General features: G+C 68.9%; 21 protein-coding genes. 8 read left to right on the top strand and 13 right to left on the bottom strand.

Annotated elements, in window-relative coordinates; genetic code table 11:
• Positions 1-44 precede the first annotated feature (44 nt).
• Entirely contained in the window at positions 45-383 is a 339-nt protein-coding gene (locus ALI144C_RS20160; RefSeq protein ID WP_076988649.1) for a hypothetical protein, read from the top strand.
• Between the two features lie 3 nt (positions 384-386).
• Here ALI144C_RS20160 and ALI144C_RS20155 read toward each other — a convergent pair whose 3' ends face one another.
• From ALI144C_RS20155 to ALI144C_RS20100, 12 genes are all read right to left on the bottom strand, one after another.
• Positions 387-1,481 (bottom strand): FAD-dependent monooxygenase, encoded by a 1,095-nt coding sequence (locus tag ALI144C_RS20155; protein WP_076988648.1) that lies wholly within the window; start codon positions 1,479-1,481, stop codon positions 387-389.
• Between the two features lies 1 nt (position 1,482).
• Positions 1,483-2,307, bottom strand: coding sequence for an LLM class flavin-dependent oxidoreductase (locus ALI144C_RS20150; RefSeq protein WP_076988647.1), 825 nt, complete (start codon positions 2,305-2,307; stop codon positions 1,483-1,485).
• 9 nt (positions 2,308-2,316) lie between these two features.
• On the bottom strand, positions 2,317-2,892 hold the full coding sequence (locus tag ALI144C_RS20145; RefSeq protein WP_083753230.1) for an NADPH-dependent FMN reductase: 576 nt from the start codon (positions 2,890-2,892) through the stop codon (positions 2,317-2,319).
• A gap of 30 nt (positions 2,893-2,922) precedes the next feature.
• The gene (locus ALI144C_RS55615) at positions 2,923-3,672 is read right to left on the bottom strand and encodes an SDR family oxidoreductase (RefSeq protein ID WP_076988645.1); all 750 of its coding nucleotides are present in this window, start codon (positions 3,670-3,672) and stop codon (positions 2,923-2,925) included.
• Entirely contained in the window at positions 3,669-5,024 is a 1,356-nt protein-coding gene (locus ALI144C_RS55610; protein WP_076988644.1) for an FAD-dependent monooxygenase, read from the bottom strand. The genes ALI144C_RS55615 and ALI144C_RS55610 overlap by 4 nt, the downstream gene beginning before the upstream one ends.
• 6 nt (positions 5,025-5,030) lie before the next feature.
• Entirely contained in the window at positions 5,031-5,981 is a 951-nt protein-coding gene (locus ALI144C_RS20130; protein ID WP_076988643.1) for an aromatase/cyclase, read from the bottom strand.
• 11 nt (positions 5,982-5,992) lie between these two features.
• The gene (gene fabG, locus ALI144C_RS20125; RefSeq protein ID WP_076988642.1) at positions 5,993-6,766 is read right to left on the bottom strand and encodes a 3-oxoacyl-ACP reductase FabG; all 774 of its coding nucleotides are present in this window, start codon (positions 6,764-6,766) and stop codon (positions 5,993-5,995) included.
• Between the two features lie 21 nt (positions 6,767-6,787).
• Positions 6,788-7,048, bottom strand: a complete 261-nt coding sequence (locus tag ALI144C_RS20120) for an acyl carrier protein (protein WP_076988641.1) — start codon at positions 7,046-7,048, stop codon at positions 6,788-6,790.
• 8 nt (positions 7,049-7,056) lie between these two features.
• Positions 7,057-8,268, bottom strand: a complete 1,212-nt coding sequence (locus ALI144C_RS20115; RefSeq protein ID WP_076988640.1) for a ketosynthase chain-length factor — start codon at positions 8,266-8,268, stop codon at positions 7,057-7,059.
• Positions 8,265-9,533 (bottom strand): beta-ketoacyl-[acyl-carrier-protein] synthase family protein, encoded by a 1,269-nt coding sequence (locus tag ALI144C_RS20110; protein ID WP_076988639.1) that lies wholly within the window; start codon positions 9,531-9,533, stop codon positions 8,265-8,267. Before ALI144C_RS20110 ends, ALI144C_RS20115 begins: the two co-directional genes overlap by 4 nt.
• Positions 9,530-11,014 carry an FAD-dependent monooxygenase gene (locus ALI144C_RS20105; RefSeq protein ID WP_076988638.1) on the bottom strand — a complete coding sequence of 495 codons (1,485 nt, stop codon included), beginning with the start codon at positions 11,012-11,014 and terminating at the stop codon, positions 9,530-9,532. Before ALI144C_RS20105 ends, ALI144C_RS20110 begins: the two co-directional genes overlap by 4 nt.
• Positions 11,015-11,284: 270 nt before the next feature.
• Positions 11,285-11,974: a response regulator transcription factor gene (locus ALI144C_RS20100; protein ID WP_076988750.1), complete on the bottom strand. Its 690-nt coding sequence runs from the start codon at positions 11,972-11,974 to the stop codon at positions 11,285-11,287.
• An 856-nt stretch (positions 11,975-12,830) separates the two neighbouring features.
• Between ALI144C_RS20100 and ALI144C_RS20095 the strand changes: the two genes are divergently transcribed.
• The 3 genes from ALI144C_RS20095 to ALI144C_RS20085 all read left to right on the top strand — a co-directional run bounded on the left by ALI144C_RS20095 (position 12,831) and on the right by ALI144C_RS20085 (position 15,089).
• Positions 12,831-13,280, top strand: a complete 450-nt coding sequence (locus ALI144C_RS20095; protein ID WP_076988637.1) for a nuclear transport factor 2 family protein — start codon at positions 12,831-12,833, stop codon at positions 13,278-13,280.
• Positions 13,281-13,353: 73 nt separating this feature from the next.
• Entirely contained in the window at positions 13,354-13,764 is a 411-nt protein-coding gene (locus ALI144C_RS20090; protein ID WP_076988636.1) for a PPOX class F420-dependent oxidoreductase, read from the top strand.
• A 2-nt stretch (positions 13,765-13,766) separates the two neighbouring features.
• On the top strand, positions 13,767-15,089 hold the full coding sequence (locus tag ALI144C_RS20085) for an MFS transporter (protein ID WP_168211300.1): 1,323 nt from the start codon (positions 13,767-13,769) through the stop codon (positions 15,087-15,089).
• 72 nt (positions 15,090-15,161) lie between these two features.
• Here the strand turns inward: ALI144C_RS20085 and ALI144C_RS20080 are convergent, their stop codons facing one another.
• Entirely contained in the window at positions 15,162-16,631 is a 1,470-nt protein-coding gene (locus ALI144C_RS20080; RefSeq protein ID WP_076988634.1) for an FAD-dependent monooxygenase, read from the bottom strand.
• Positions 16,632-16,902: 271 nt separating this feature from the next.
• On the opposite strand from ALI144C_RS20080, the gene ALI144C_RS20075 reads away from it, so the two are divergent.
• The 4 genes from ALI144C_RS20075 (at position 16,903) to ALI144C_RS20060 (ending at position 22,459) form a co-directional block, all read left to right on the top strand.
• On the top strand, positions 16,903-18,060 hold the full coding sequence (locus ALI144C_RS20075; protein ID WP_076988633.1) for a cytochrome P450 family protein: 1,158 nt from the start codon (positions 16,903-16,905) through the stop codon (positions 18,058-18,060).
• A 165-nt stretch (positions 18,061-18,225) separates the two neighbouring features.
• Positions 18,226-18,531: a hypothetical protein gene (locus tag ALI144C_RS55605; protein ID WP_168211299.1), complete on the top strand. Its 306-nt coding sequence runs from the start codon at positions 18,226-18,228 to the stop codon at positions 18,529-18,531.
• 38 nt (positions 18,532-18,569) lie between these two features.
• On the top strand, positions 18,570-19,901 hold the full coding sequence (locus ALI144C_RS20065) for an SWIM zinc finger family protein (RefSeq protein WP_076988631.1): 1,332 nt from the start codon (positions 18,570-18,572) through the stop codon (positions 19,899-19,901).
• Positions 19,898-22,459, top strand: a complete 2,562-nt coding sequence (locus ALI144C_RS20060) for a DUF6493 family protein (protein WP_076988630.1) — start codon at positions 19,898-19,900, stop codon at positions 22,457-22,459. Before ALI144C_RS20065 ends, ALI144C_RS20060 begins: the two co-directional genes overlap by 4 nt.
• Positions 22,460-22,463: the final 4 nt, after the last annotated feature.

Here is a 22,463-nt window from a genome sequence, read left to right as displayed (position 1 = left end):
CGACCCTGATCGTTACCTGCCGTGGGCCACGGTATCCTGCCGCCGTGGAGCCGTTGGAGCTGGAGTTCGGCAAGGTGTTGTTCCGCTACGACCGCGGGATCTTCGAAGTCTTCAGCCTCCCGCCGACCTCCCTGCCCGATGTCCGTGTCCCGGTGCGTTGGCTGGGTGTGCGCCTGGATTTCTTCAAGGGCAAGACAGTCAAGGGCTCCATCCGGATCGGCACGATCAAGTCGCCGACCGAGCCGCTGTTCGCCAGGCTTCCCGACAAGCTGGAGCTCACGTACACCTACAACCCAGGGGTGCGCGTGCAACTCGAGGACGAGCCGCTGCTGCGCCAGTACTTCACCGAGGTCGCCACACGCGCCGACCGAACGGTCGAGTGAGCATCAGCGGGCCAGGATCGTGCGCAGCGCTTTGGCCATGGCTTCCGTCGCGTCCGTGACGGGGCCTGGGCTGCGCCACGCGACGAAACCGTCCGGGCGGATCAGCACGATCCCGTCCGGGGTGATGCCGTGGGCGGCGTCCAGGTCGGCGTCGCTGCGCAGGTGCGTGCCGATGCGGTACGTCCGCACCGGCAGGCCCTCGCCCGCGTGCTGCCATGCCCCGGCTGAGCCGACGAGTGCGACGAAATCCCGGCCGTAGAGGTCCAGTGTGGAGATCGGGCGATTGAAGAAGGCGACGGGCACGTGCGGTGCCCGGCTGCCGGGCTGCCCCCGCAGCTGGGAGGGGAGCAACGCGACGTTGCCACCGGGGTCGATCACGGCCTCCGAGCAGTACCTGAAACCCAGCGTCATGGCATCCACCGGCGCCGGGGGCGGCACGGTGTCCGGGTGGCGTTCGGTCTGGTACGTGTCCAACAGCGCAGGGCCCGCCATGCCTTTGACCACCGCCGCCAGCTTCCACGCCAAGTTGTGGGCGTCCTGCAGGAAGATGTCGCCGCTGTCGTGCGGCATGGTGCTGGCCGACTTCCCGGCCAGGAACACCCTCCCGAAGCGGCACCTGTGGTCGTCAGCAGCCAGACCGAGCTCGCGGCGGGTGTTGCTGTCGGCACCGTCCGCGGCGATGAGATAGTCCGCCTCGATTGTGTACTCGCCCTCGTCCTCGGCGACGGTGGCTGTGACACTGTCCGCGGAGGCGTTGAAGGACTTCAGTTCCGTGCCGAAGGACACTGTGGCGCCGAGCGCTTCGGCGCGTTCACGCAACATGCCTTCGAAGCGGTCCTGGACGATCGAAACGGCCGCGCACGGGCTCACCGCCGAGGTTTCCGCCGCTGAGTCACTGCGTCGGACGGCAACGTGTTCGAGCCCGACCTGGCGTAGCACCTCCATTGTGCGTGGGTTCACCGTGCGCGGTGTCGGACGGGCAAGGAGCTCGGCGCGGCGTTCCACGACAACGCATCGCACACCGTGCCAGGCGAGCAACACCGCGGCGGACAGGCCGGTCAGGCCGCCTCCCGCCACCAGGACCTGGGTGCGTGGCATCTCAATCCTCCTTGATCGAGGCGGTGACGGCCGGGACGACCTCCGCGGCGAACACGTCGATCTGCCTGTGGTGGTCCTCCTGCGGCCAGAACACGAAGCCGTTCATGCCGCACTTGCCGACCAGCTCGACGATCTGGTCCACCCATTGCCGCACCGAGCCGTGGAACGGCTGTGCCGAGGGGGAACCGATGGTTCCGGCGAGGTTGTAGACCTTGCGGATCGAGCCGGGTGAGCGGCCCGCGAGTGTCGCCGCCGCGTCGATCCGGGCGGACGCCGCCGGCAACCGGTCCAGGCCCATGTGCAGCAGGGACGGCTGCCAGCCGTCCGCCTTGGTGCCGACCAGGTCGAGCATGCGCGGGCCGTTGGCGCCGAGCCAGATCTCCAAGTCGCGACTGGGTGTCGGGCCGAACGCAGGAGATGTCCACAGTGAACGGATCAGGTCGATGGCGTCGCTCAGCGCGTCCACGGCCTCGCCGGGTGACCGGCGCGGCCCGCCCATCGACACGATGTCGTCCCAGAACGCGCCTGCCCCCAGCCCAAGACGCAACCGGCCACCCGTGAGCGAGTCCAGGCTGGCGGCTGCCTTCGCGAGCATCGCGGGCGGCCGCAACGGCAGATTCGCCACCGTGGGCACGAAAGCGACGCGCTGAGTCCTGGCCGCGAGGTACGTCAGCAGCGTCCACGTGTCGTGGTACGCCGGGCGGTACGGGTGGTCCTGAATGGTGATCAGGTCGAGACCCGCCTGGTCGATCCGCGACGCCAGCCGCGATGTCCCGGCAGGGTCGGCGTGGGCCGGATCGATGTTCGCGCCGAATATGAGGTCCACGGGCTCTCCTCAGGTCTGGTAGGGACGTGCGGCCCGCGCGTCGCGTAGCGCCCGTGCCCACCAGGAGAGTTGGTCGAGCATGCCCTTCGCGGCCGCGTCACACCCTTCGCGGTCGTGCGGCCTGCCGTGCTCGTCGAAACACCTGCCGTGGAAGCTCACGACATCCCTGATCGGCACGGCGTGCAGTTCGCCGAACACCATCCGGAGCTGCTCGACCGCGCGCAGCCCTCCCGAGCGGCCGCCGTAGGACACGAACCCGACCGGTTTGGCGTGCCATTCGGTGAAGTGCCAGTCGATCGCGTTCTTCAGCACAGCGGGGAAGCTGCGGTTGTACTCCGGCGTCACGATGACGAACGCGTCGGCGGCGGCCAGACTCGGCGAGATCGTCTCCAGTGCGGACATCTTCGGCGGCCAGGTCGGTCTTGCCATGCTCAGCGGCGGCCCGGTGGTCAGGTCGACGACGTCGATGCGGATGTCGTCGCGCTGCCGCGCCTCGCCGACGAACCACCTGGCGATGACCGGGCCGGTGCTGCTGCCCGGAACGCTGCCGATGATCACGGCCAGCCTGATGGGGTGCTCCGGCATGCTCATCCCTTCCACGTGGGCGCCGCCAGTTCAGTCGAGCAGCGCGCCACCGCTGGCGTTGATCAGCGCGCCGGTGATCCACCGGGCGTCGGTGCTCGCGAGGAATCCGACGATGTCGGCGATGTCGGTGGTCTCGCCGACGCGTTTCAGCGCGGCCATCTCCGAGAGGTGCGCCCGGATCTGCGGGTCGCGGAACACCGGCTCGGTGCCGTTGTCGGTGACGCCGGGTACCACGGTGTTGATGGTGATTCCCCGTGGCCCCAGGTGTTTGGCCCAGTGCAGGGACAGCTGTTCGACCGCGCCCTTGCTCATCGCGTACCCGATTTCCTGCGGGTTGCCGAAGCGCGTGATCCCCGAGGAGATGGTGATGATCCTGGCGCCGTCCGGCAACAGGCCGACGGCGCGCTGGATGATCAGGAACGGTGCTTTGGCGTTGACGTCGAACACTTCGTCCAGGTCCTGCCGCGTGGTCTCCTCCGGGTCCCGGACGAGCTTGATCCCGGCGTTGTTGACCAGGATGTCCAGTGTGGACGCGCCGGTCCGCGACTTGAGCCCGCTCTCCACCGCGTCGAACAGGTCGTCGACGTAACCGGGAGCGCCGAACCGCGCCTGGACGGCGAAAGCCTGTCCGCCGTTCGCCTCGATCTCGCGGACCGTGTCGGCGGCGGCGTCCGCCTCGGTCGCGTAGTGCACGGCGACCAGTGCTCCGTCGCGGGCGAGGCGTTGCGCGATGGCCCGGCCGATGCCACGGCTGGCGCCGGTGACGAGTGCCGTCTTCATGTCGTCCTCCTGTCAGCGCCGAACCACTGGCGCAGTGCGGCTTCGAGGGTTCCGCAGGTGCCGCCGACCCAGGCGATGTAGCCGTCCGGCCTGATCAGGGCGCTGCCGAAGCCCAGTTCGTCGGCGAATTCGACGCGGTCGGCCCAGGGTGCGGCGACGGCCCGATCGCCGCCCAACAGCACACCTTTGCCCGTACGCAGGGCCGGAATCGGCGGGATGCGGCTGCCGACATCGCCGTAGCGGATGCCGAGGCCGCTGATCATCTCGGCGAGGTGGTTGCGGACCGGCTCCATCGCCATCAGTTCGGCCATCACGGTCCGGACCGGTTCGATGTTCTGGTCGCTGAACAGCAACTGGGTCTGTGCGGCGATGTTGGCCAGGACGTGCGCGCCGACCGGGTGGCGTTCCTCGTGGTACGTGTCCAGCAGGTCGACGTCGCCGCGTACCTGGGCGGCGAGTTTCCAGCCCAGGTTCATCGCGTCTTGCAGGGCCAGATTGATCGCTTGACCGCCGGTCGGGAGCTGCCGGTGCGCGGCGTCCCCGGCCAGCATGACCCGGCCCTTGCGGTACTGGGCCACCTGCCTGCGGGTGTCGTCGAAGGCGTTGAGCCACACCACGGCCCCGCCGCTGATGTCCTCGCCGGTGATCCGGTGCCACGTGTCGACCAGCTGCTGACGCGTCGGCTCGGTGCCCTGGGGCCGGGCACCGAACTCGTGCATCATCAGCCTGGTCGTGCCGTCCGGGTAGCGGTAGGCGTTCGCCAGTCCACGCGGATGCCGTTCGAACTTCCGGTTCGGGATCTCGATGCCGGTGATGTCGGCCCTGATCAGCTCGCGGCCCGCGTCCTCGCCGGGGAAGTCGAACCCGGCGAGCCGCCGGACCGTGCTCTGCTCACCGTCGCACCCGACCACGTAGTCCGCGCGCAGCACGACTGTGCCCGATACTTCGACGCCGGAAATCTCGACACAGTCGGACTTCTCGGTCAGCCCGGTGACCTCGAACCCGCGGCGCACCCGAGCGCCGAGCCCGGTGGCCCAACGCTCGAGCAGCGCCTCGGTCCGGGTCTGGAGCAGCTTCCACTGCCCCGGGTAACGCGTGTCGGCCGTCAGGTCGAGCGGGAGCCCGCCGAAGTGGCCCATCGGCAGGTTGGGCAGCGTGCCCAGCTCGTCGAGCAGGCCGCGCTGGTCGAACAGTTCCATCGTGCGGGCGTGCAGCACGGAGGCCCGTGACTCGGTGACCGGTTCGGCCAGCCGTTCCAGCACGATCACGTCGGCTCCGCCGAGCCGCAGCTCACCGGCCAGCAACAGCCCTGCCGGGCCTGCGCCGACCACGATCACGGACGTGTCCCGCACGACGGCTCAGCTCCGCTTCTCGGCGTAGTCCTTGGCGTGCCCGAGGGTCGCGCGGCTGTTGGTGCTCAGCGCGTTGTGCACGAACTTCTTCGCGTCCGCCACGGTCGCGTCGGCGCCGAGGATCCTGGCGATGTTCTCGGTGTTGATCACGACCGTGTGCTCGGAGGACGCGGTCACGCCGTCGTCGTGCTCGACGAACTCCCAGTAACCCGTGTGCAACGCCATCAACGCGGGCAGCGTGGTCTGCTTGTACACGATCTTCTCGTTCGGGAAGCAGACCCGGACCGACTTGGTGGTGTGCGTCGAGCCGTCCTTGGTCCGGGTGTCCATCTCCAGGACCTGCAGGCCCGGGGTGTCCTCCTGCAGTGACACCCTGGCCACGTGCGGCAGCCGCTCGGTCCACCGGTCGGCCTCGTTGACGAACTCGTAGACGTCCTTGGCCGAGCCCGCGATCTCGACCGTGTCGACGAACGACAGCATCAGGTCCTCCCGCGCCGTCACCGCCGCCCGTTCGATGTTCTCCTTCAGCGCGCCGAGTTCCTTGCGGCTGTTGGTGTCAACGGCTTCGTCGATCCACTTCAGACTGTCCGGGTCGTCGTCGATCGCCCGGTAGTCGTGCAGCAACCGGACACGGCTCTCGCCTTCCGACAGCGGCTCGATGATCCAGCCGCCGCCCATGGACGCCACCGGCGGCGGCGAGACCTCCTGGCGGAAGTCGATGCGCCGCTCGGCGGGCTTGAGCCAGCGGCGTGAGGTCCAGTTCTTGGCCTCGCCGTTGGCCGTCGCCCAGATCCGGATCCGCTCCTCCTCGGCCGAGATCTCGGTCCGGTCGACGTACACCGTCGGTGGGAACAGCCGCGGCCAGTTCACGCACTCGGCCAGCAGGCGGTAGATCTCGTCCGCTCCGGCCCGCACGGTGATCTCGTGCTCGACCTCACGCAGGTTCTCGTTGGACACGTCACCGCTCCTTAGAAGTTGCCGAGGCCGCCGCAGACGTTGAGCGCCTGCGAGGTGATGGACGCGGCGGTGTCCGAGACCAGGTAGCCGACCAGACCGGCGACCTCGTCGGGCGTGGAGTACCGGCCGAGCGGGATCTTGGCGTTGAACTTCTCCAGGATGGCGTCCTCGGTGGTCTTGTACGCCACCGCGTACCGCTGCCGGACACCCTGTGCCATCGGCGTTTCGACGTAACCGGGGCAGACGGCGTTCACGGTGATGCCGGTCGGGGCGAGTTCGTTGCCCAGCGCCTTGGTGAAGCCGACCACGCCGTGCTTGGACGCCGAATACGGCGCGCCGAGCACCACGCCCTGCTTGCCCGCGGTGGAGGCGATGTTGATGATCCGGCCGGTCTTCTTGTCCCGCATGCCGCCGGTGGTGAGCACCTCCCTGGTCATCAGGAAGACGCTGTTGAGGTTGGTGGCCATCACGTCGTGCCACAGTTCGTCCGGGATGTCGGCGGTCGGTCCGCCGCCGGTGCGACCGGCGTTGTTGACCAGGACGTCCACCGGGCCGTAGCGGTCGACGGCCGCCTGCACGAACCCGCGGACCTCGCCGGGCTCCCGCACGTCGAGGCTGGTGCCGTCGACGTCGAAGCCTTCCTTCTGCAGGGATTTCACGGTCGCGGCGACGTTGTCGGCGGTCCGCGCCCCGATGAAGACCTGGTGGCCGAGCCCGGCGAGGGCACGGGCGACCGCGAGGCCGATACCGCTGGTCGCGCCGGTGACGAGGGCTACTTTCGGCATTGCAGTTCCCTTTCGGTGGGGTCAGGCCAGGCTGAGCAGGCGGGCGTTGACGATGTCGAGCAGAGCGCGGGGCGTGTCGGCGTCGTTGAGGGCCTCCTCACCCAGCGAGACGCCGTACTCGCGTTCGATCCGGCTGGTGGTCTCGAAGATGGCCAGCGACTCGTAGCCGAGGTCCTCGAACTTGGTGTCCAGGATCTGCGCGTCGAGGTCGACGCCCTCGTCCTCACCCGCGCACTCGCGCAGGATCGACTTCAGGTCCTCGATGGTGAACTTGTCGGACATGTTTCCTCCTAGCGAGCGGACCGCACGACGACGGCCGAGTTGAAACCGCCGTACCCGCGGGCGATCACGAGAGCGCTGCGCGGCGGCGTTGTCCGGATCCCGGTCACCACGTCCAGCTGGTAACCGTCGTCCGGTTCGATGTGGACGGTCGGCGGGAGCACGCCGTCGCGGATGGCCAGCAGCGCGGCGGCGACGTCCAGCGGGGCGGCGCCCGCGTACAGCCGTCCGGTCATGGTCTTCGGCGCGGTGACGGGCACCCCGCGCGGCCCGAACACCTCGGTGATCGCCTCGGCCTCCAGCCGGTCGAGCTCCGGAACGGCGACCGCGTCGGCGAACACCACGTCGATGTCCTGTGGCGCCATACCGGCGTCCTGAAGCGCCAACGTGATCGCCCGCTTGAGCGCGGGTGGCCGTCCGCTGCCCGGCCGCGGGTCGAAGGTGGACGCGTATCCGGCGATCTCGCCGTAGATCTCGGCGCCCCGCTTTCGCGCGGCGTTCGCTTCCTCCAGGACGAACAACGCGCCGCCCTCGCCGGGAACGTAGCCCGACGCGGCCGCGTCGAACGGCAGATAGGCCCGGTCCGGCGTCTCGGCCGTGCTGATCCGGCCGCTCGCGAGGTGCGAGATCCAGCCGTACGGCGAGATCGAACCGTCCACACCGCCGGTCAACGCCAGCGGCGTGCCCTTGCGGATCTGCCGCCTGGCCTGGCCGATCGCGTCCAGCCCGCCCGCGTGGTCGCTCACCAGAGCGGCGCTCGGGCCCTGCATGCCGTTGCGGATCGAGATCTGCCCGGTGTTCACCGCGTAGAACCACGCGAACGACTGGTACGCGCTGACGTACTTGCTGCCCTTGCTCCACAAGGCCTGCAGCTCGCGTTCACCGAACTCGAAACCACCGGCCGAGCTGGCGGTCACGACGCTCATGTCGTACCCGTCGAGCTGGTCGGGCTGCACGCCCGCGTCGGCGAACGCCCAGTCCGCCGCCACCAGCGCCAGGCGCGTCATGTGGTCGGTCTGCGGCAGCAGCCTGCTGGACAGGTGCTCCTTGGCCACGAACCCCGGCACCTCGCCGGCGAACCGGGCCGGGTAGCGGCTCGGGTCGAACCGGGTGATCCGGTCGATGCCGCTGGTGGCTTCCAGTGTGGCGGCCCAGTAGGCCTTGGTGCCGAGGCCGTTCGGTGCCGTGACACCGATCCCGGTGACTACTGTGGACGGTTTCATCGGCTCGCTCCCGGTGCGGTGAGCACCATCGCGCTCTGGAACCCGCCGAACCCGCTGGCGACCGTCAGGACGGTGTCGGTGTCCTGCTCCCGTGCGGTGACCGGGATGTAGTCCAGGTCGCACTCGGGATCGGGGGTGTGCAGGTTCGCGGTCGGCGGCAGCACGTCGTGCTCCAGTGCGAGGACGGACGCGGCGACCTCGATCGCGCCGATGGCGCCGAGCGAGTGCCCGATCATCGACTTGATGGAGCTGACCGGGATCCGGTACGCCTGCTCACCGAGGCTGCGCTTGAACGCGGCGGTCTCGTGCCGGTCGTTCTGCTTGGTGCCCGACCCGTGCGCGTTGATGTACTGGATGTCCTCGGGGTTGACGCGTGCCTCGTCCATCGCGACACGGATCGCCTCGGCCATCTCGCGGCCGTCGGTCTTCAGGCCCGTCATGTGGTAGGCGTTGCAGCGTCCCGCGAAGCCCGAGATGACCGCGTGGATGTGCGCGCCGCGTTGGCGTGCGTGCTCCAGGTCCTCCAGGGCGAACATCGCGGCGCCCTCGCCGAGCACGAACCCGTTGCGGCTGGCGTCGAACGGCCGGGAGGCGTGCTCCGGGTCGTCGTTGCGCGGGGTGGTCGCCTTGATCGCGTCGAAACAGGCCAGCGTGATCGGCGTGATCGGGGCGTCGGTGCCGCCCGCGATCACCACGTCAGCCGAGCCCTCGCGGATCAGCTCGCAACCGTAGCCCACCGCGTCCACACCGGACGTGCAGCCGTCGGAGACCATGGTGGCGTGGCCCTCCGCGCCGACCGCCCACGCCACCTCGGCCACGATCGAGCTGGGCACGAAGAAGTTGTAGAGGTGCTTGGACGCGTAGTTCTCGTCGAGCAGGTCCAGTTTGCCGTCGTCGCTGGCGACCCGGTACTCCTCCTCGAGACCGATGGACGCGCCGATCGCGCTGCCGACGCTCACCGCGATCCTGCCGGGATCCACAGTGGACACGTCAAGGCCACTGCGGCGCACGGCTTCCCGTGCGGTCACCACACCGAACTGGGCGGCCCGGTCCATCCGCTGGATCTCCTGCGGGCCGAGGCCGTGCTCGGCCGGGTCGAAGTCCGCCTCCGCGGCGATCCGCGACCGGAACTGCGCCGGGTCGAACGACGTGACCAGCCGGGTGGCCGTGCGCCCCTCGGTGAGCAGCGACCAGAACTCCGGTACGCCGATCCCGCCGGGGGAGACGACCCCGATCCCGGTGATCGCCACTTCTCTGCGAGTCATCGTGTTTCCTTCGGGCCGAACCAGCGCTCCAGCGCGGTCGCCAGGTCGTCGCTGCTCTCGGGTGTCCACGCCAGGTGCCCGTCGGGCCGCAGCAACACCGCCGCGGTGCCGTCCAGCGGGCCGCTCTCGTGCGGGGACGCGGTGATCACGTCCACGCGGTCGGCCCACGGTTCGGCAGCGGCGCGCAGGTCGGCGTTGTCCGCGCAATCGATCAGCACGCCACGAGCGGGGCGCAGCAGTTCGGTCGTGGTGGTCTTGCCGTCCGCGGTGATCAGTTCGACGAGTGGCATCCGCTCGCCGAGCAGCGGGTGCGTGCCCTCGCCGACGTCGTAGCGGGCGGCCAGGCCGCTGACCATGCGTGCCAGGTGCCGGTGCGCCTCCGGGTACTCGACCAGTTCGGTCATCACCTGGCGCAGCGGCATCATCTCCGGGCCGCGCAGGAACAGCAGCGCCTGCGCGCGGGTGTTCATCGTCAGCCGCTCGCCGACAGGGTGGCGTTCGGTGTGGTAGGTGTCCAACAGGCTGTCGGGGCTGTCACCGCGAACCACCGCGGCCAGTTTCCAGCCGAGGTTGACCGAGTCCTGGATGCTGGTGTTCATGCCCTGGCCGCCCGCGGGCAGGTGGATGTGCGCCGCGTCGCCCGCCAGCAGCACACGGCCGCGCCGGTACTCGGTGATCAGCCTGGTCGCGTCGGTGAACGCGCCGATCCAGACCGGGGTCGCCGCCGAGATGTCCTCACCGGTCAGGCGTTTCCACGCCTCGACGGTCTCGGCGAACGTGACCGGTTCGGTGCGTTCCTTGGGCAGGTTGGCCTGCTCGCAGATGGTGATCCGGAAGACGCCGTCCTCGAGCGGCCCGCCCATGACCATGCCGCCGGGGACCTTCTCGCCGATCTCCCTCGGCTTCATCTCGATGCCCTTGAGGTCGACTTGGAACATCTCCATCGTCCCCGCGACACCGGGGAAGTCGAAACCGCATTGCTTGCGGACCAGGCTGCGCCCGCCGTCGCAGCCGACCAGGTACCGGCTGCGTAGCGTGTGGACAGTGCCGTCGGGCCCGGCCACCTCCACGTCGACACCGTCGTCGTCGGGCCGGATCGCGCGGACAGTGTGCCCACGGCGGATGTCGGCGCCCAGTTCGGCCGCCCATTCCTCGAGCACGGTCTCCGTCTGCGACTGCGGCACCGTGCGGTTGGCCAGGTGCGGGTTGTCGAGAACGCTGAAATCCAGTGGCACGCCACCGAAGTGGCCGAGCGAGCTCTGTTCGGGGTTGCCGAACCTCGGCAGCAGGCCGCGCTGGTCGAACACCTCCATGGTGCGGATGAACAGCCCAAGCCCACGGGATTCCCCGGTCCGCTCGGCAAGCCGCTCAAGGACGATGACGTCGGCTCCGCCGAGCCGGAGTTCGGCGGCGAGCATCAGGCCGGACGGCCCGGCGCCGACGACGATCACGGGAGCGTCAACGGGCTTCCCATTGACCATGAGCTGTCGTTCCCTTCGTGCGTACGATGGCAGCGCGGAAACCACCCGCGATCAATTCGCGTGGGTGTCGAATGGAGAAGGTTTCCGCACCAGGACAGTGCTTTCTGACGGGCTGTCTGGGTTTTTCGGTGCTGTCGGTGTGTTGATATCGAGTCTTGCCGCCGCCCGTGCCCCGCGTCAACGCGTGAGCTGCAAGAACAACCACAAAGCTTTGTCAAGCGTCTGCCAAGGGGCGGCAACTGCCGTGCGGAAAATGCGATTCGAGCGCGATTAACGGCAGGCGAAGCGGAAGCCGACCCCGCGCACGGTGCGAATCCAGCCGCTGCCGCCGAGTTTGCTGCGCAGCGAGCCGACGTGGGTGTCGATCGTCCGGCTGGCGCGCACGCTGGCCGCGTGCGGGGTCTGGTCGCCCCAGACCTCGGCCATCAGCCGCTGGCGCGTGACGACGGTGCCCGCGTTGCGCGCCAGGTAGTGCAGCAGCTCGAACTCCTTGCGGGTCAGCTCGACGTGCCTGCCGTCCAGCCGTGCCTCGCGGGCGGTCGCGTCGATCTCCAGCGCGCCGATGGACAGGCTGAGCTCGACCGCGCGGGGCCGCTGACGCGGCCGCAGCCGCCGCATCAGCGCCTCGATCCTGGCGAGCAGCTCGCGGAACTCGTACGGCTTGTCCATGCAGTCGTCCGAGCCGGCCTGCAGGACCAGGACGCGCTCCAGCTGCGCGCCGCCGTCGGTGAAGGCGATCATCGGGGTGTCGCTGAGCTGTCGGATCTGCCTGCACACCTCGAGACCGTCCATGTCGGGCAGTTCGAGGTCGAGCAGGATCAGGTCGGCGTCGTCGTTGGCGGTCAGCGCCTCGCCGCCGGTGCCGACCGTGGCGATGTCGTAGCCGTGGCGCGACAGGGTGTGTGGCAGCGAGCTGGACTTCTCCCGGTCCTCGACGAGCAGGATGCGAAGCGAGTGCATGATCATAATCCCCAGTGCTTGGTGCGGTACGGTGCCTGCCGGTTATTGCGAACACCCGGCCCGGTTTTGGGCGTGCTGCGCCCTCGTGTGTTTCCGGGCTGTTACGTGAGTGGAATACGCCTCCTTCGCCCAGGCGGTGTGTGCGGGCGCAGAGGTTTTCCAGCGACGTTCAACGATCTCCCCAGGTTTCCCAGCGGAACGAGTGGTCCCTGTGAACCTGGGTAATAGATGACCGCAGGGCTGTCAAGCGGGTCAAACCCTGACAGGTTTCACGGAGAGTCGCCGGGGACGCTGCCGGTGTAGATTTTTTCACCTGTTCGTACTGTTGACGAACCGGTGTTTCGCCGGGTGGGCACACGTGGGGTGATATTAGGCTGGGCTTACTGGTACCCCGTTGGGTGGTATCTTTTTGCGCGGTCGCCGATGTGATTCTCGCCCCTGAATGTAGGTGAATGGCTAGAGCTGCGTAAAAGTGGTGTGGGTTTCAACCGTCCGCTGAGGATGATTCACTCGATCCTTTTGTCTGATTTCGCCGTTGTCGACCTGCCTCGGGCGTGTCTGACTCGCGGCGGTAGTCGGGTCCTGCTTGTGGCGAGGGGCATCCATCCGGTACGCACGAGATGTGCCACCAGTGACCGCTGACGAGGACCTGGATGTTTTCTGGCGATGCCGTTGAGTTCACTTGACGCGGATTTTCAACGGCGCCATGTGTATCCGGACGCGGGTTGCCACCGGTCGGCGGATAAGCCAGGATCGAGCGTGAGCCCGCTGGAGTCGGGCATTTCAGCGTTTGTGGTCGGGTCGACCCAAGAGAAGCTGCTTTCCGCATGCCACCGAGTTCCGATGTGGAGCGAACATGACGAACACATTCACGACCGAACAGGACACTCTGCTGCGCAGGCTGTCGGACCGAGCCGAGATCTCCGAACTGCTCACGCGGAACTGGCGCGCACTGGACGCACAGGAGTTCGACGACGCCGACGAGATGTACACCGACGACATCACCCTGGTCGTCGGCGGTGGGGAACCGATCGCGGGTCGCGCCGAGGTCGTCCGGATCACCCGTGAGCTCAACGTCCACTACCAGGCCACACAGCACAACGGGTCCAGCCTCGGCATCGAACTGGACGGCGACCGCGCGACGGTGACCGCCAACGTGATCGGGGTGCTGATCGGCCGCGAGAACGAGGCGCCCCCGGTCAGCGTGAACGTCACCGGCGCCCACGTGGGCTGCGTGCGCACCGAGCGCGGCTGGCGGATGAACAGCATCGAACTGACGCCGCGATACCGCTACCCGGTCGGCTGACCACACCCCGGCCGGTGCGGGTACGGCCCGCACCGGCCCGCACGACCACCGACCCCGGATCACGAGGACTGCCATGCCTTTCACCGAGATCGAACTCGACTACCTCGCCAGCCAGCCGCTCGGCCGGCTGGCCACCGCGCACCCCACCGGTTCGTTGCAGGTCAAGCCGGTCGTCTACCGGTACAACACCCGCACCGGCACGATCGACATCGGCGGCCGCCGGATGGCCGCCAGCCAGAAGTTCCGCAACGTGACCGCCAACGGCCGCGTCGGATTCGTGGTCGACGACGTGGTGTCGCCCGAGACCTGGCAGGTGCGGTGCGTCGAGATCCGCGGCCACGCGGAGGCCATCACCGAACCGGTCGACTCGGCGTGGGAGGGCGCGGACGTCGGCTACGACGGCGCGATCATCCGCGTCCACCCCCGGCGCGTGATCAGCTTCGGCATCGAGAACGTCAACCCCGCCGCCGCCGGGAAGCGATGACCGTGGAACGCAGCCGATGGAGCCTGGTCGTCGCCGCCGGACTGGCGGTGTTCGTCGCCCAGTTGGACGCCACGATCGTGAACATCGCGCTGCCGTCCATCCAGGACGACCTCGCCACGTCCACGGCGGCCGTGCAATGGGTCGTGCTCGGGTACCTGACGCCGATCATCGGGCTGGGCCTGTGCGCGGGGCGATGGGTCGACGCGGTCGACCCGCGCCGGGCGCTGGCGCTGACGTGCACGGGATTCGCCCTGTCGACGGCGGCGGCCGGGCTCGCGCCCGGCATCGGGTGGCTGGTGGCGGCGCGGGTGGTGCAGGGCACGTTCGGCGCCGTTCTGCTGGCGCTGTCGTCGGTACTCGCCACCGTGTCGGTTCGGCCGGACGCACGGGCGCGGGCGTTCGGTGTGATCATGCTGTTCGGCACCACCGGTGGGGTGACCGGGCCGGTCGTCGGCGGGCAGATCGTCGAATCGCTTGGCTGGCCGTGGGTTTTCTACCTGTCCATCCCGCCGCTGGCTGTCGTCGCGTTGCTGGCCGCTGGGCAACTGCCGCTCGGTGACCGGTTGACGTGGCCACAACGCCGTTGGCTGGTCGAGGCGGCCACGTTCGGCGGCGGCGCGATAGCCGTCCTCTTCGGACTCTCTTTCGCCGTCACCGAGAGCCCGGTGTGGCTGATCGTGTCGGTGCTGGCGGTACCGCTTGTCGTGACGTGGTATCGCGGCGCGGACGCTGTCCCGGTGCGTGAACTGCTGCGCACGCCCGGAGTGCTCGGGCCGCACGTCGCGCTTGCCCTGGTGTACGTGGGAATTCACGTGCTCGTTCTGGTGTTCCCGTTCGTCCTGCAGCACGGGCTCGGCACCACGCCGGGCACCGCTGGTCTCGTGCTGCTGGCGTACCCCGTTGCCGCGCTGGCCACCAGCTATGCCGCCGGCATGGTCGCCGACCGCGTCGGTACCAAACCGGTCGCCGTGGCGGGTGCCGCGGTGATCACCGTGGGGTTCGTCCTGCTGTTGCTCGCCACCGGGGGACCGGCGGACCTGTTCTGGCGCCTGGCCGTGGTCGGTGCCGGATTCGGCATGTTCAACGGGCAGTTGCAGGTCTTCCTGATGGGCAACGCGCCGCGTGAGCGGCTCGGGCTGACCGCGGCCACCTCAAGCCTGGTGCGCCAGTTGGGAAACGCGTTCGGGTCGGCGGCCGGAGCAGCGCTGTGGGCGGTGACCGGCTCGTCGGCGTTGCGGTGGGGCGCGGCGCTCGCGGCCGCGTCCATGGTGCTGGCCGGGTTCGTCGTGGCACGCACCCGTGCCAGGCAGGAAGTCGGTTCGTAACTGTCGACAAAGGTGAACGCCGCCGAGATACCCGTATCTCGGCGGCGTCGACGTCCGGCAGGTCGGAGGAGATCAGCGCGAAGCGGGACCGAACCATCGTTCGAGTGCCGCCGCGACGCTCGTTCTGCCGCCGGACGCCCACGCGACGTGGCCGTCTGGTCGGATCAGGAACGAGCTCGCGCCGTAGAACGGCGCGTTCACGCTCTCGTTGAGCGGTGTCACCGTCACGGTGTCCACCCGGTCCGCCCACGGATCGGCATCCGCCCGCATCCCCGCGTCGTCGGCGCAGTCCAACAGCACTCCACGGCCGGGGTGTAACAACTCGGTGGTGCTGGTCTTGCGGTCGTGCTCGACGAGGTCCACGTGCGGCATCCGGCGACCCAGCAGCGGGTGACCGTCCTCGCCCATGTCGTACCGGATGTCCAGGCCGCTGACCATGCGGGACAGGTGCAGGCGCACGCTGTCGAACTCGATCAGCTCGACCAGCACGTCGCGGATCGGCTGGACCTCGAACCCACCGAGGAACAGGATGCCCTGCGCCCGGGTGTTCTTCAGCAGCGCCTGGCCCACCGGGTGCCGCTCGGTGTGGTAGGTGTCCAGCAGGCTGTCCGGCGCGCTGCCCCGGACCACCGCGGCCAGTTTCCAGCCGAGGTTGACCGAGTCCTGGATGCTGACGTTCATGCCCTGGCCACCGGCCGGGAGGTGGATGTGCGCCGAGTCCCCGGCCAGCAGCACCCGGCCCATCCGGTAGCTGGTGACCTGCCGGACCGAGTCCCCGTACGCACTGGTCCACACGGGCGTGCCGGCCGAGATGTCCTCCCCGGTCAGCCGCGTCCACGCGGCCGCGATCTCCTCGAACGGCGCGGGCCCGGTGCGTTGCTTCGGCGCGCTGCCGTGCTCGCAGATGATCAGCCGCACCAAGTCGTCGTCCAGGTAACCCGCCATGACCAGGCCACCGGCCACGGTCTCGCCGAACTTGCGCTCCTGCACCCGCACGCCTCGCACGTCGGCGAGGAACATCTCCATGGTGGCCGCCGTGCCGGGGAAGTCGAAACCGGCGCTCTTGCGGACCTTGCTGCGCCCGCCGTCGCATCCCACGAGGTAGGCGCACCGCAGCCGGTAGTCACCGGCCGGTCCGCGCACCTCGATCTCGACCGCGTCGCCGTCCTGGGTGAGGGAAAGCAGTTCGTGGCCGCGGCGGATCTCCGCGCCCAGGTCGATCACCCACTTCTCGAGGACCTCCTCGGTCTGTGACTGCAACACCGATTTGTTCGCCAGGTGCGCGCCGTCGAGCCCGCTGAGGTTCAGCGGCAGGCCACCGAAGTGGTGGTTCGCGGTGGTCGTCAGCTCACCGAACCGCGGCAGCAGGCCCCGCTGGTCGAGCACCTCCATGGTGCGCACGGTGAAGCCGAGCCCTCGCGACTCGCCCGACGGCCGGTCGAGCTTCTCGACGACGATGACGTCGACACCGGCGAGCCGAAGCTCGCCGGCCAGCATCAGGCCCGCGGGGCCCGCGCCGACGACGACAACGGCAGTGTCCATGTCCTTCTCCCTTGGCAAGTGGTGGCACGCGGAAATCGACGGGGGCTGAAAATTCCGCTTGTGCGAACGTAAGTCCGCACGCGGGCAAGGGAAAGGGATCCGTGGATTCTTGTGCTCCGACCGGCAGAGTTGACAACTCCTTTGGTGACTTGGGAAAGCGTTGACACAGACTTGCGCCTGCCCTGTCCGGTGTTCCGTTGACTCCGCTCGACGTGTCGAAGAAGCTGGTTGTCGCCGCGTAATTTCCGCCGTGTGCGTAAGGGGAAAGCCGATGACAACCACCGAAGCAACTCCGCCACCGGCAGGGGACATCCAGGACGTCGGCCCGGCGACCCTGGTCACCATCCCCACCGGACAGACGGCCTATCTGGTCACGCGCTACCGCGACGCGGTGCACGTCCTGTCCGATCCGGTCTTCAGCCGCCAGGAAGTGTTCCGCACCAGGGGAACCAACTACACCGGCCCCGGCGCCAGCAGCACCGGCGACATGCTGCTCGACATGGACCCGCCGCAGCACACGCGCATCCGTGGCCTGGTGGCCAAGGCGTTCTCCCGCCGCCGCGTCGAAAGCATGCGGCCGGGCGTGCGGCAGATGGTGGACGGACTGCTCGACGACCTGGCCGAGCAGGGCCCACCGGCGGACCTGGTCGACGCCTTGTGCCTGCCGTTGCCGATCACCGTTGTCTGCCAACTGCTTGGCGTGTCCTACGACGACCGCGGCTGGTTCCAGGAGCGGTCGATGATCCTGGCGTCCACGGCCGACACCGCGGAGACCAAGCTGACCGCGGTGAACGAGCTGCGCTCCTACCTGTCGACGATCATCGCCGACAAACGCAAGTCCCCCAAGGAGGATCTGCTCAGCGAACTCGTGTCGGCGCGGGCCGACGAGCGGATGACCGAGGAAGAGCTGATCAACCTCGGTGTGTTGCTGTTGCCCGCCGGATACGAGACGACCGCCAACCAGATGTGCAAGAGCATCCACGCGTTGCTGCTTCGGCCGGAGGAATACACCGCACTGGCCGCCAACCCGGACGGTGTGCCCGCCGCGTCGGAAGAGCTGATGCGGTTGTACCCGTCGGTGCTGACGCCGGGGTTCCGGGTGCCCACGGCGGATGTGACCGTCGGCGAGGTGGACATCCCGGCAGGCAGCCTCGTCATCGTGTCCGACGCGCTGGCCAGCCGTGATCCCGAGATCTTCGCGCGTGCGCAGGAGATGGACCTCAGGCGTGGCAACAACCCGCACCTGGCGTTCGGGCACGGACTGCACTTCTGCCTCGGCGCCGCGCTGGCCCGCGTCGAACTGGAGGTCGCGATGACCGGCCTGGTCACCCGCTTCCCCGGGTTGCGCCTGGCGGTCGACCCGGACACCATCCGCTGGCACACGCAGCGCCGGTTCCGCGGACCGTCCGAGCTGCCCGTGACTTGGTGAGCTAGTGCCGTGACCGGAATGGTTCACCGGTTCCGCTCGCGTGGCGTGCAACCAATGTGGCCTTCGGTGCGCCAGGCGCAACCAAGGCCACATTGGTTGCGTTTCATGCAGGTGCATGGGATGCGCCCCGGTGGACATATCCGGTCACAGCACTAGGAGCGGGTGATGGTCGCCAGCCAGGCCGGTGCGCCGTTGTCGCCGTGGAACCTCGTCTGGACCCGGTCGGGTTCGATGGCGGCGACGGTTCACCCGGCTTGGCTGCCGAACGCCGCTCGCTGGTCGTTCTGGCTGATGGGGTGCGGTCCGGCGTACGACCGCCCGCTGTGGTCCGCCGACGTCCCATGGCGCAGGCTCGTCCTGATAGGACGCGTTCCACGGCTGCCCTGTCATCCGCTCGTGGCTGGTCGGCTCCCGCGTCATCTCGTCCCCTTCCCCGCACCGCTCGCTGCTGACCAGCGGCTTTACCGGTGATCCCGGAATTGTCAGACCCTGCCCGTAAAGTCGCGATCATGACAGGAGTGGCACAGGAATACCGCTACCTGCGGTCGTCGGAACTGACCGGCGGGCTGCTGGGGCTGCAGACATCGGGTGGCACGGCGCTGCGCCGCCCGGTGGAGAACCCGTTGTTCTTCAAGGGGTTCCTCACCGAGCCGGCGGCCGCGGCCGCGTGCCTGCACTCGGTGGCGAAGGTCGCGGCCAGCCGGTACTTCCAGCCGACCCAGGTGCGCCTGCGCGATCCGGTGGTCACGTGCAACGGCGACCGGTTGCGGTTCGAGTCGTTCGCGAGTTGCTGCGGCGTCTACGCCCGGCTCGATGTGCTCTCCGCCGGGCTGGACGGTGAGGTCCTCGACCGCGGTACCACGAATGTCGATGTCAACGAGCCGCTGCGGCGGATGCTCGCCCGGGTGGGCAGCGGGGATCCGTTGCGGCTCGCGGTCGGCCCCGACGAGGTCACAGTGACCACAATGGACGGCGTGGCCGTCGAGAAGAAGGTCGAACTGCCGCAGCGGTGGCTGCGCGGTTTCGCGGAGTTGCCGGTGATCACGGCCGGGTTCGAGCCGCGGGCGGAATTGCCGGTGGCCGAGGCCGCCCGGTTCCTCCGGTCGCTGTCCTCGTCGTCTCGGTCCCGTGGCGCGTCGTGGGCCGTCCCGGCGGGCCGGTCCTTGCGACTCGCGGCGCGCCCGATGCCGGGCGCTGTGTGTCTGGCCGGGCCGCAACGGCTTGAGGCGTTACTGCCGCTGCTGCGTCACGCGAAGTCGTTGCGTGTGTACGGTCCGGTCGTGGACGCGCGCAGTCTGCCCTGTGCCAGCGCGTGGGAGCTGGCGCTACCGGGGATGACGTTCGTCCTCGTGCTGTCGCCGGAGGTCAACCGCGGGTTCTCCGGCGAGGGCGCGGTGCTGGGCTTCCTTGCCGGAGAAGAGGTCGGGCAGGACGCCGAGCTGATCGGGGCGCTGCTGGAGTTCGAGCCCCGGGTGGAGCCGGGCGAACTGGCCGAACGGTCGGGGCTGTCGCGTGACCGTGTGCGAGCCGCTCTTGTGCAGCTCGGCGTGAGCGGACGAGTGGGCTATGACCTGGCCGAGGCGTCGTACTTCCACCGGGAGTTGCCGTACGCCGCCGAGTCGGTCGAACAGTTCAACCCACGGCTGCGCAACGCGCGAGCGTTGGTCGAGGCGGGGGCTGTGACAGGGGATGGGGATGTGCTGTCCGTGAAGGGGTATCAGGTGAGGTTCCAGGGCGCCGACGCGTCGTGCACTTGTGCGTGGTGGTTGGACTACCGCGGCACGCGCGGTAAATGCAAACACGTTCTGGCGGCCGAGATCGTGCGGGGGAGTGGGCGATGAGCGCCTGGGACCGGATCGAGCAGCTGTGTCGAAGCCGGAAGTACAAGGACCTGGCGGCGGCGGTGTGCGATCTCGGCCCAGCCGAGCGCAAGGCGTTGGTCGGCCCGGCCAAGGAGCTGGAACACACCGCCCGCTCCGGCGAGGCGGGAACATGGCAGCTGCGCGGCGGTCTGTCCATCGTCGGCGCTGGCATCCTGCCGAGCGCGTCGGCACTGGCGCCGTGGCTGGTGCGCAACGGTTTCTGGAACAGTCTGGACGCGCACGCGTGGCGCAAGGAGACCGACCTGGTCGGTATCGTGCTGGAGGTCCTGCAGGCCCGGGACGTGCCGTGGTTGCCGGACCTGGCGCAACGGCTGGCCGCCCGCCTGCCGGCCCGGCGGTTCGACGACCACCAGTTCCGGCTGGTCACCAACCTGCTGGCGCTGACCGGCATCGACCCGCCGATGACGGACGGGATGGTGTACGCGCTGGCCTTACGCGACGAGTGGGCGGACAAGGAAGTCGTCGATCCACGCTGGCTGGCGGTGGTCCCGCGGTTGTTCGAGGTCGCCGGGGTCGGTCAGATCGTCGACGGGTCCGCGTACTCCCGCGAGCGCTGGCCGGGGCGGATCGCCGCCTGGGTGGCGCAGGGCGAGGTCGATCGCGCCATGGTGATCGACGGCGCGATCGCCGCACTGCAACGGGGTGGCCGCCTCGGTGACGTCCGCGGCTATCTGCGGGTCTATGAGGCGGTCGAACCGGACCTGGCCGAAATCGTCGCACGGCTCCGGGACTACGTGCCCCTGCTGGCCGACGCGCACTCGACGGTCGCGGGTGTCGCGCAGCGCGAGCTGTTCCGTGCCGACGCCGCCGGGGAACTGGAATTCGAGCTTCTGGTTGACAGCAGCAGGGCAGTGTTCTTCCGGTCGGAGAAGAAGCTGGTCCGGTCGCAGATCGATCGGCTCAGGGTGGCGATCACCGATCAGCCGGGCCGCGTCGACGACGCGTTAGGTGTGCTCGCGGCGTTGTTCGAGCATGATGCCGCGGACATCCAGGCGAAAGCGCTGGACATAGCGGTCGCCCACGCCCCTGCCGCGTCGCAGGCGACACGGGACGAGTTGGCCGCTGCTGCGAGCGTGTTACCGGCGGATCTCCGGGCCAAGGCGGCCACGGCGTTCGGTGCGGTCGATGCGCCGCAGGCGCCGGTGACGACGCTGTTGCCCGCGCCGGAGGAATCGGCGTTTCCGGCGCCGGTCGAGTCGGTGCCTGAACTCGTGGAAGCGTTGGAGGCCCACCACTACGGAACCGGCGACGGCGTGGACGGTGTGGAGGTGGAGCGGCTCGTCGCGGGCCTGGTGGCGTTCGCCCACCGCGACAGGGCAGGCCTGACCGCCGCGCTGGAGGCGTCTACCACGCTGCTGAGCTCGTACCTGCCGCGAGGACACAAGGATTGGAGTTCGATCGAGCAATGGCACCGCATCCATGAGTCGGAGGAGTTCGCGTCGCTGATCAGTGCCGCGGCCGGGCCGTGCGACGCCACCGTCACGACGCCGTACCCACCGGCCGAGGCGGTGGTCGGCGAGACACAGTGGCGTCGACACATGGCCAAGTACGATCTGCTCGCGCCGGAACGCGTCCTCGCCCACCGGCTGCATGAGATCTCGCTGGGCCTGACCTATGCGCCCCGGCCGATGCTGGTCGCCACACCGACGCACCTCAGCGGCCTGATCGACCCGGAGGTGTTGCTGGAGCGCCTGTCCCAGGCGGCGGCCGAGGGCTGGGAACCATGGGAGCACGACCTCACCCAAGCCTTGCTGCGCCTGCCGAACCAGCGCGACACCACCCTGGCCGTCCGAGCGGACGCCCTGGGCACAGTCGCGGGCAAACGCTTGGCGCACTGGCTGAGTCACGACTGCACGGTGGCCGAAGCCGGAACCCTCGGCGAAATCCTGTCGGCTGAGCTGAAACCACGTGAGTGGTACCACTGGAACTACTTCGCCACCACGTGGCCGACTCTGCTGCCCGCCCACACCGAACTGATCGCCAAGCACATGGTGCCGATGCTGTACGAGAAGATTCTACGCGGACGCGGCGGCAGCGCCATGCTTACAGCGCTCAGCCGTACGGTCGGCGAGATGGGAGAGCACTGCGCGCGGGCCTTCGCCCACGGCCTGGACGCCCATGACAAGAACGACCGCGCCGAAGCCGTGGACGCACTCCTCACGCTCGCGGCCCGCGACCGCTGGAACCCGGAAGCCTTCGGGCACCAGATAGGGACACTCGCCGCCGAGGTGGAGTTGAGCCTCAACCGGGTCGTGCCCTGCCTGCGCGACCTGTCCCAATCCGGTGCGGCAACACACGTATGGAACACCATCGCCGCCGCCCTACCGCCCATGCTCGCCGAAGATCTCGACCGCCCACCGCAGCGCCTCGCGGATCTCCTCGCCCTCGCGGTCGAACTCGTCGAACAAGTCCGCCCCACCAGCCCGATCCCCGCACTGACCGCCGTCGCCAACCGCCGCGGCACCAGCCGAACCATCACGGAGGCAAAACGCCTGGCAGCAGCCCTACCGGCATAGAATC

The sequence above is a fragment of the Actinosynnema sp. ALI-1.44 genome (assembly GCF_001984155.1).
GTDB lineage: Bacteria > Actinomycetota > Actinomycetes > Mycobacteriales > Pseudonocardiaceae > Kibdelosporangium.
Note: the sequence above shows the minus strand (reverse complement) of the source record. Positions and strands in the feature narration are given on the sequence as shown.

Coding starts and splice junctions, on each gene's coding strand:
- ALI144C_RS20115 (WP_076988640.1), bottom strand. CDS start 8,268: ATGAAACCGTCCACAGTAGTCACCGGGATCGGTGTCACGGCACCGAAC.
- ALI144C_RS20080 (WP_076988634.1), bottom strand. CDS start 16,631: ATGGACACTGCCGTTGTCGTCGTCGGCGCGGGCCCCGCGGGCCTGATG.
- ALI144C_RS20090 (WP_076988636.1), top strand. CDS start 13,354: ATGCCTTTCACCGAGATCGAACTCGACTACCTCGCCAGCCAGCCGCTC.
- ALI144C_RS20105 (WP_076988638.1), bottom strand. CDS start 11,014: ATGGTCAATGGGAAGCCCGTTGACGCTCCCGTGATCGTCGTCGGCGCC.
- ALI144C_RS20110 (WP_076988639.1), bottom strand. CDS start 9,533: ATGACTCGCAGAGAAGTGGCGATCACCGGGATCGGGGTCGTCTCCCCC.
- ALI144C_RS20065 (WP_076988631.1), top strand. CDS start 18,570: ATGACAGGAGTGGCACAGGAATACCGCTACCTGCGGTCGTCGGAACTG.
- ALI144C_RS55605 (WP_168211299.1), top strand. CDS start 18,226: ATGGTCGCCAGCCAGGCCGGTGCGCCGTTGTCGCCGTGGAACCTCGTC.
- ALI144C_RS20155 (WP_076988648.1), bottom strand. CDS start 1,481: ATGCCACGCACCCAGGTCCTGGTGGCGGGAGGCGGCCTGACCGGCCTG.
- ALI144C_RS20100 (WP_076988750.1), bottom strand. CDS start 11,974: ATGCACTCGCTTCGCATCCTGCTCGTCGAGGACCGGGAGAAGTCCAGC.
- ALI144C_RS20075 (WP_076988633.1), top strand. CDS start 16,903: ATGACAACCACCGAAGCAACTCCGCCACCGGCAGGGGACATCCAGGAC.
- ALI144C_RS20120 (WP_076988641.1), bottom strand. CDS start 7,048: ATGTCCGACAAGTTCACCATCGAGGACCTGAAGTCGATCCTGCGCGAG.
- ALI144C_RS20060 (WP_076988630.1), top strand. CDS start 19,898: ATGAGCGCCTGGGACCGGATCGAGCAGCTGTGTCGAAGCCGGAAGTAC.
- ALI144C_RS20095 (WP_076988637.1), top strand. CDS start 12,831: ATGACGAACACATTCACGACCGAACAGGACACTCTGCTGCGCAGGCTG.
- fabG (WP_076988642.1), bottom strand. CDS start 6,766: ATGCCGAAAGTAGCCCTCGTCACCGGCGCGACCAGCGGTATCGGCCTC.
- ALI144C_RS55615 (WP_076988645.1), bottom strand. CDS start 3,672: ATGAAGACGGCACTCGTCACCGGCGCCAGCCGTGGCATCGGCCGGGCC.
- ALI144C_RS20145 (WP_083753230.1), bottom strand. CDS start 2,892: ATGCCGGAGCACCCCATCAGGCTGGCCGTGATCATCGGCAGCGTTCCG.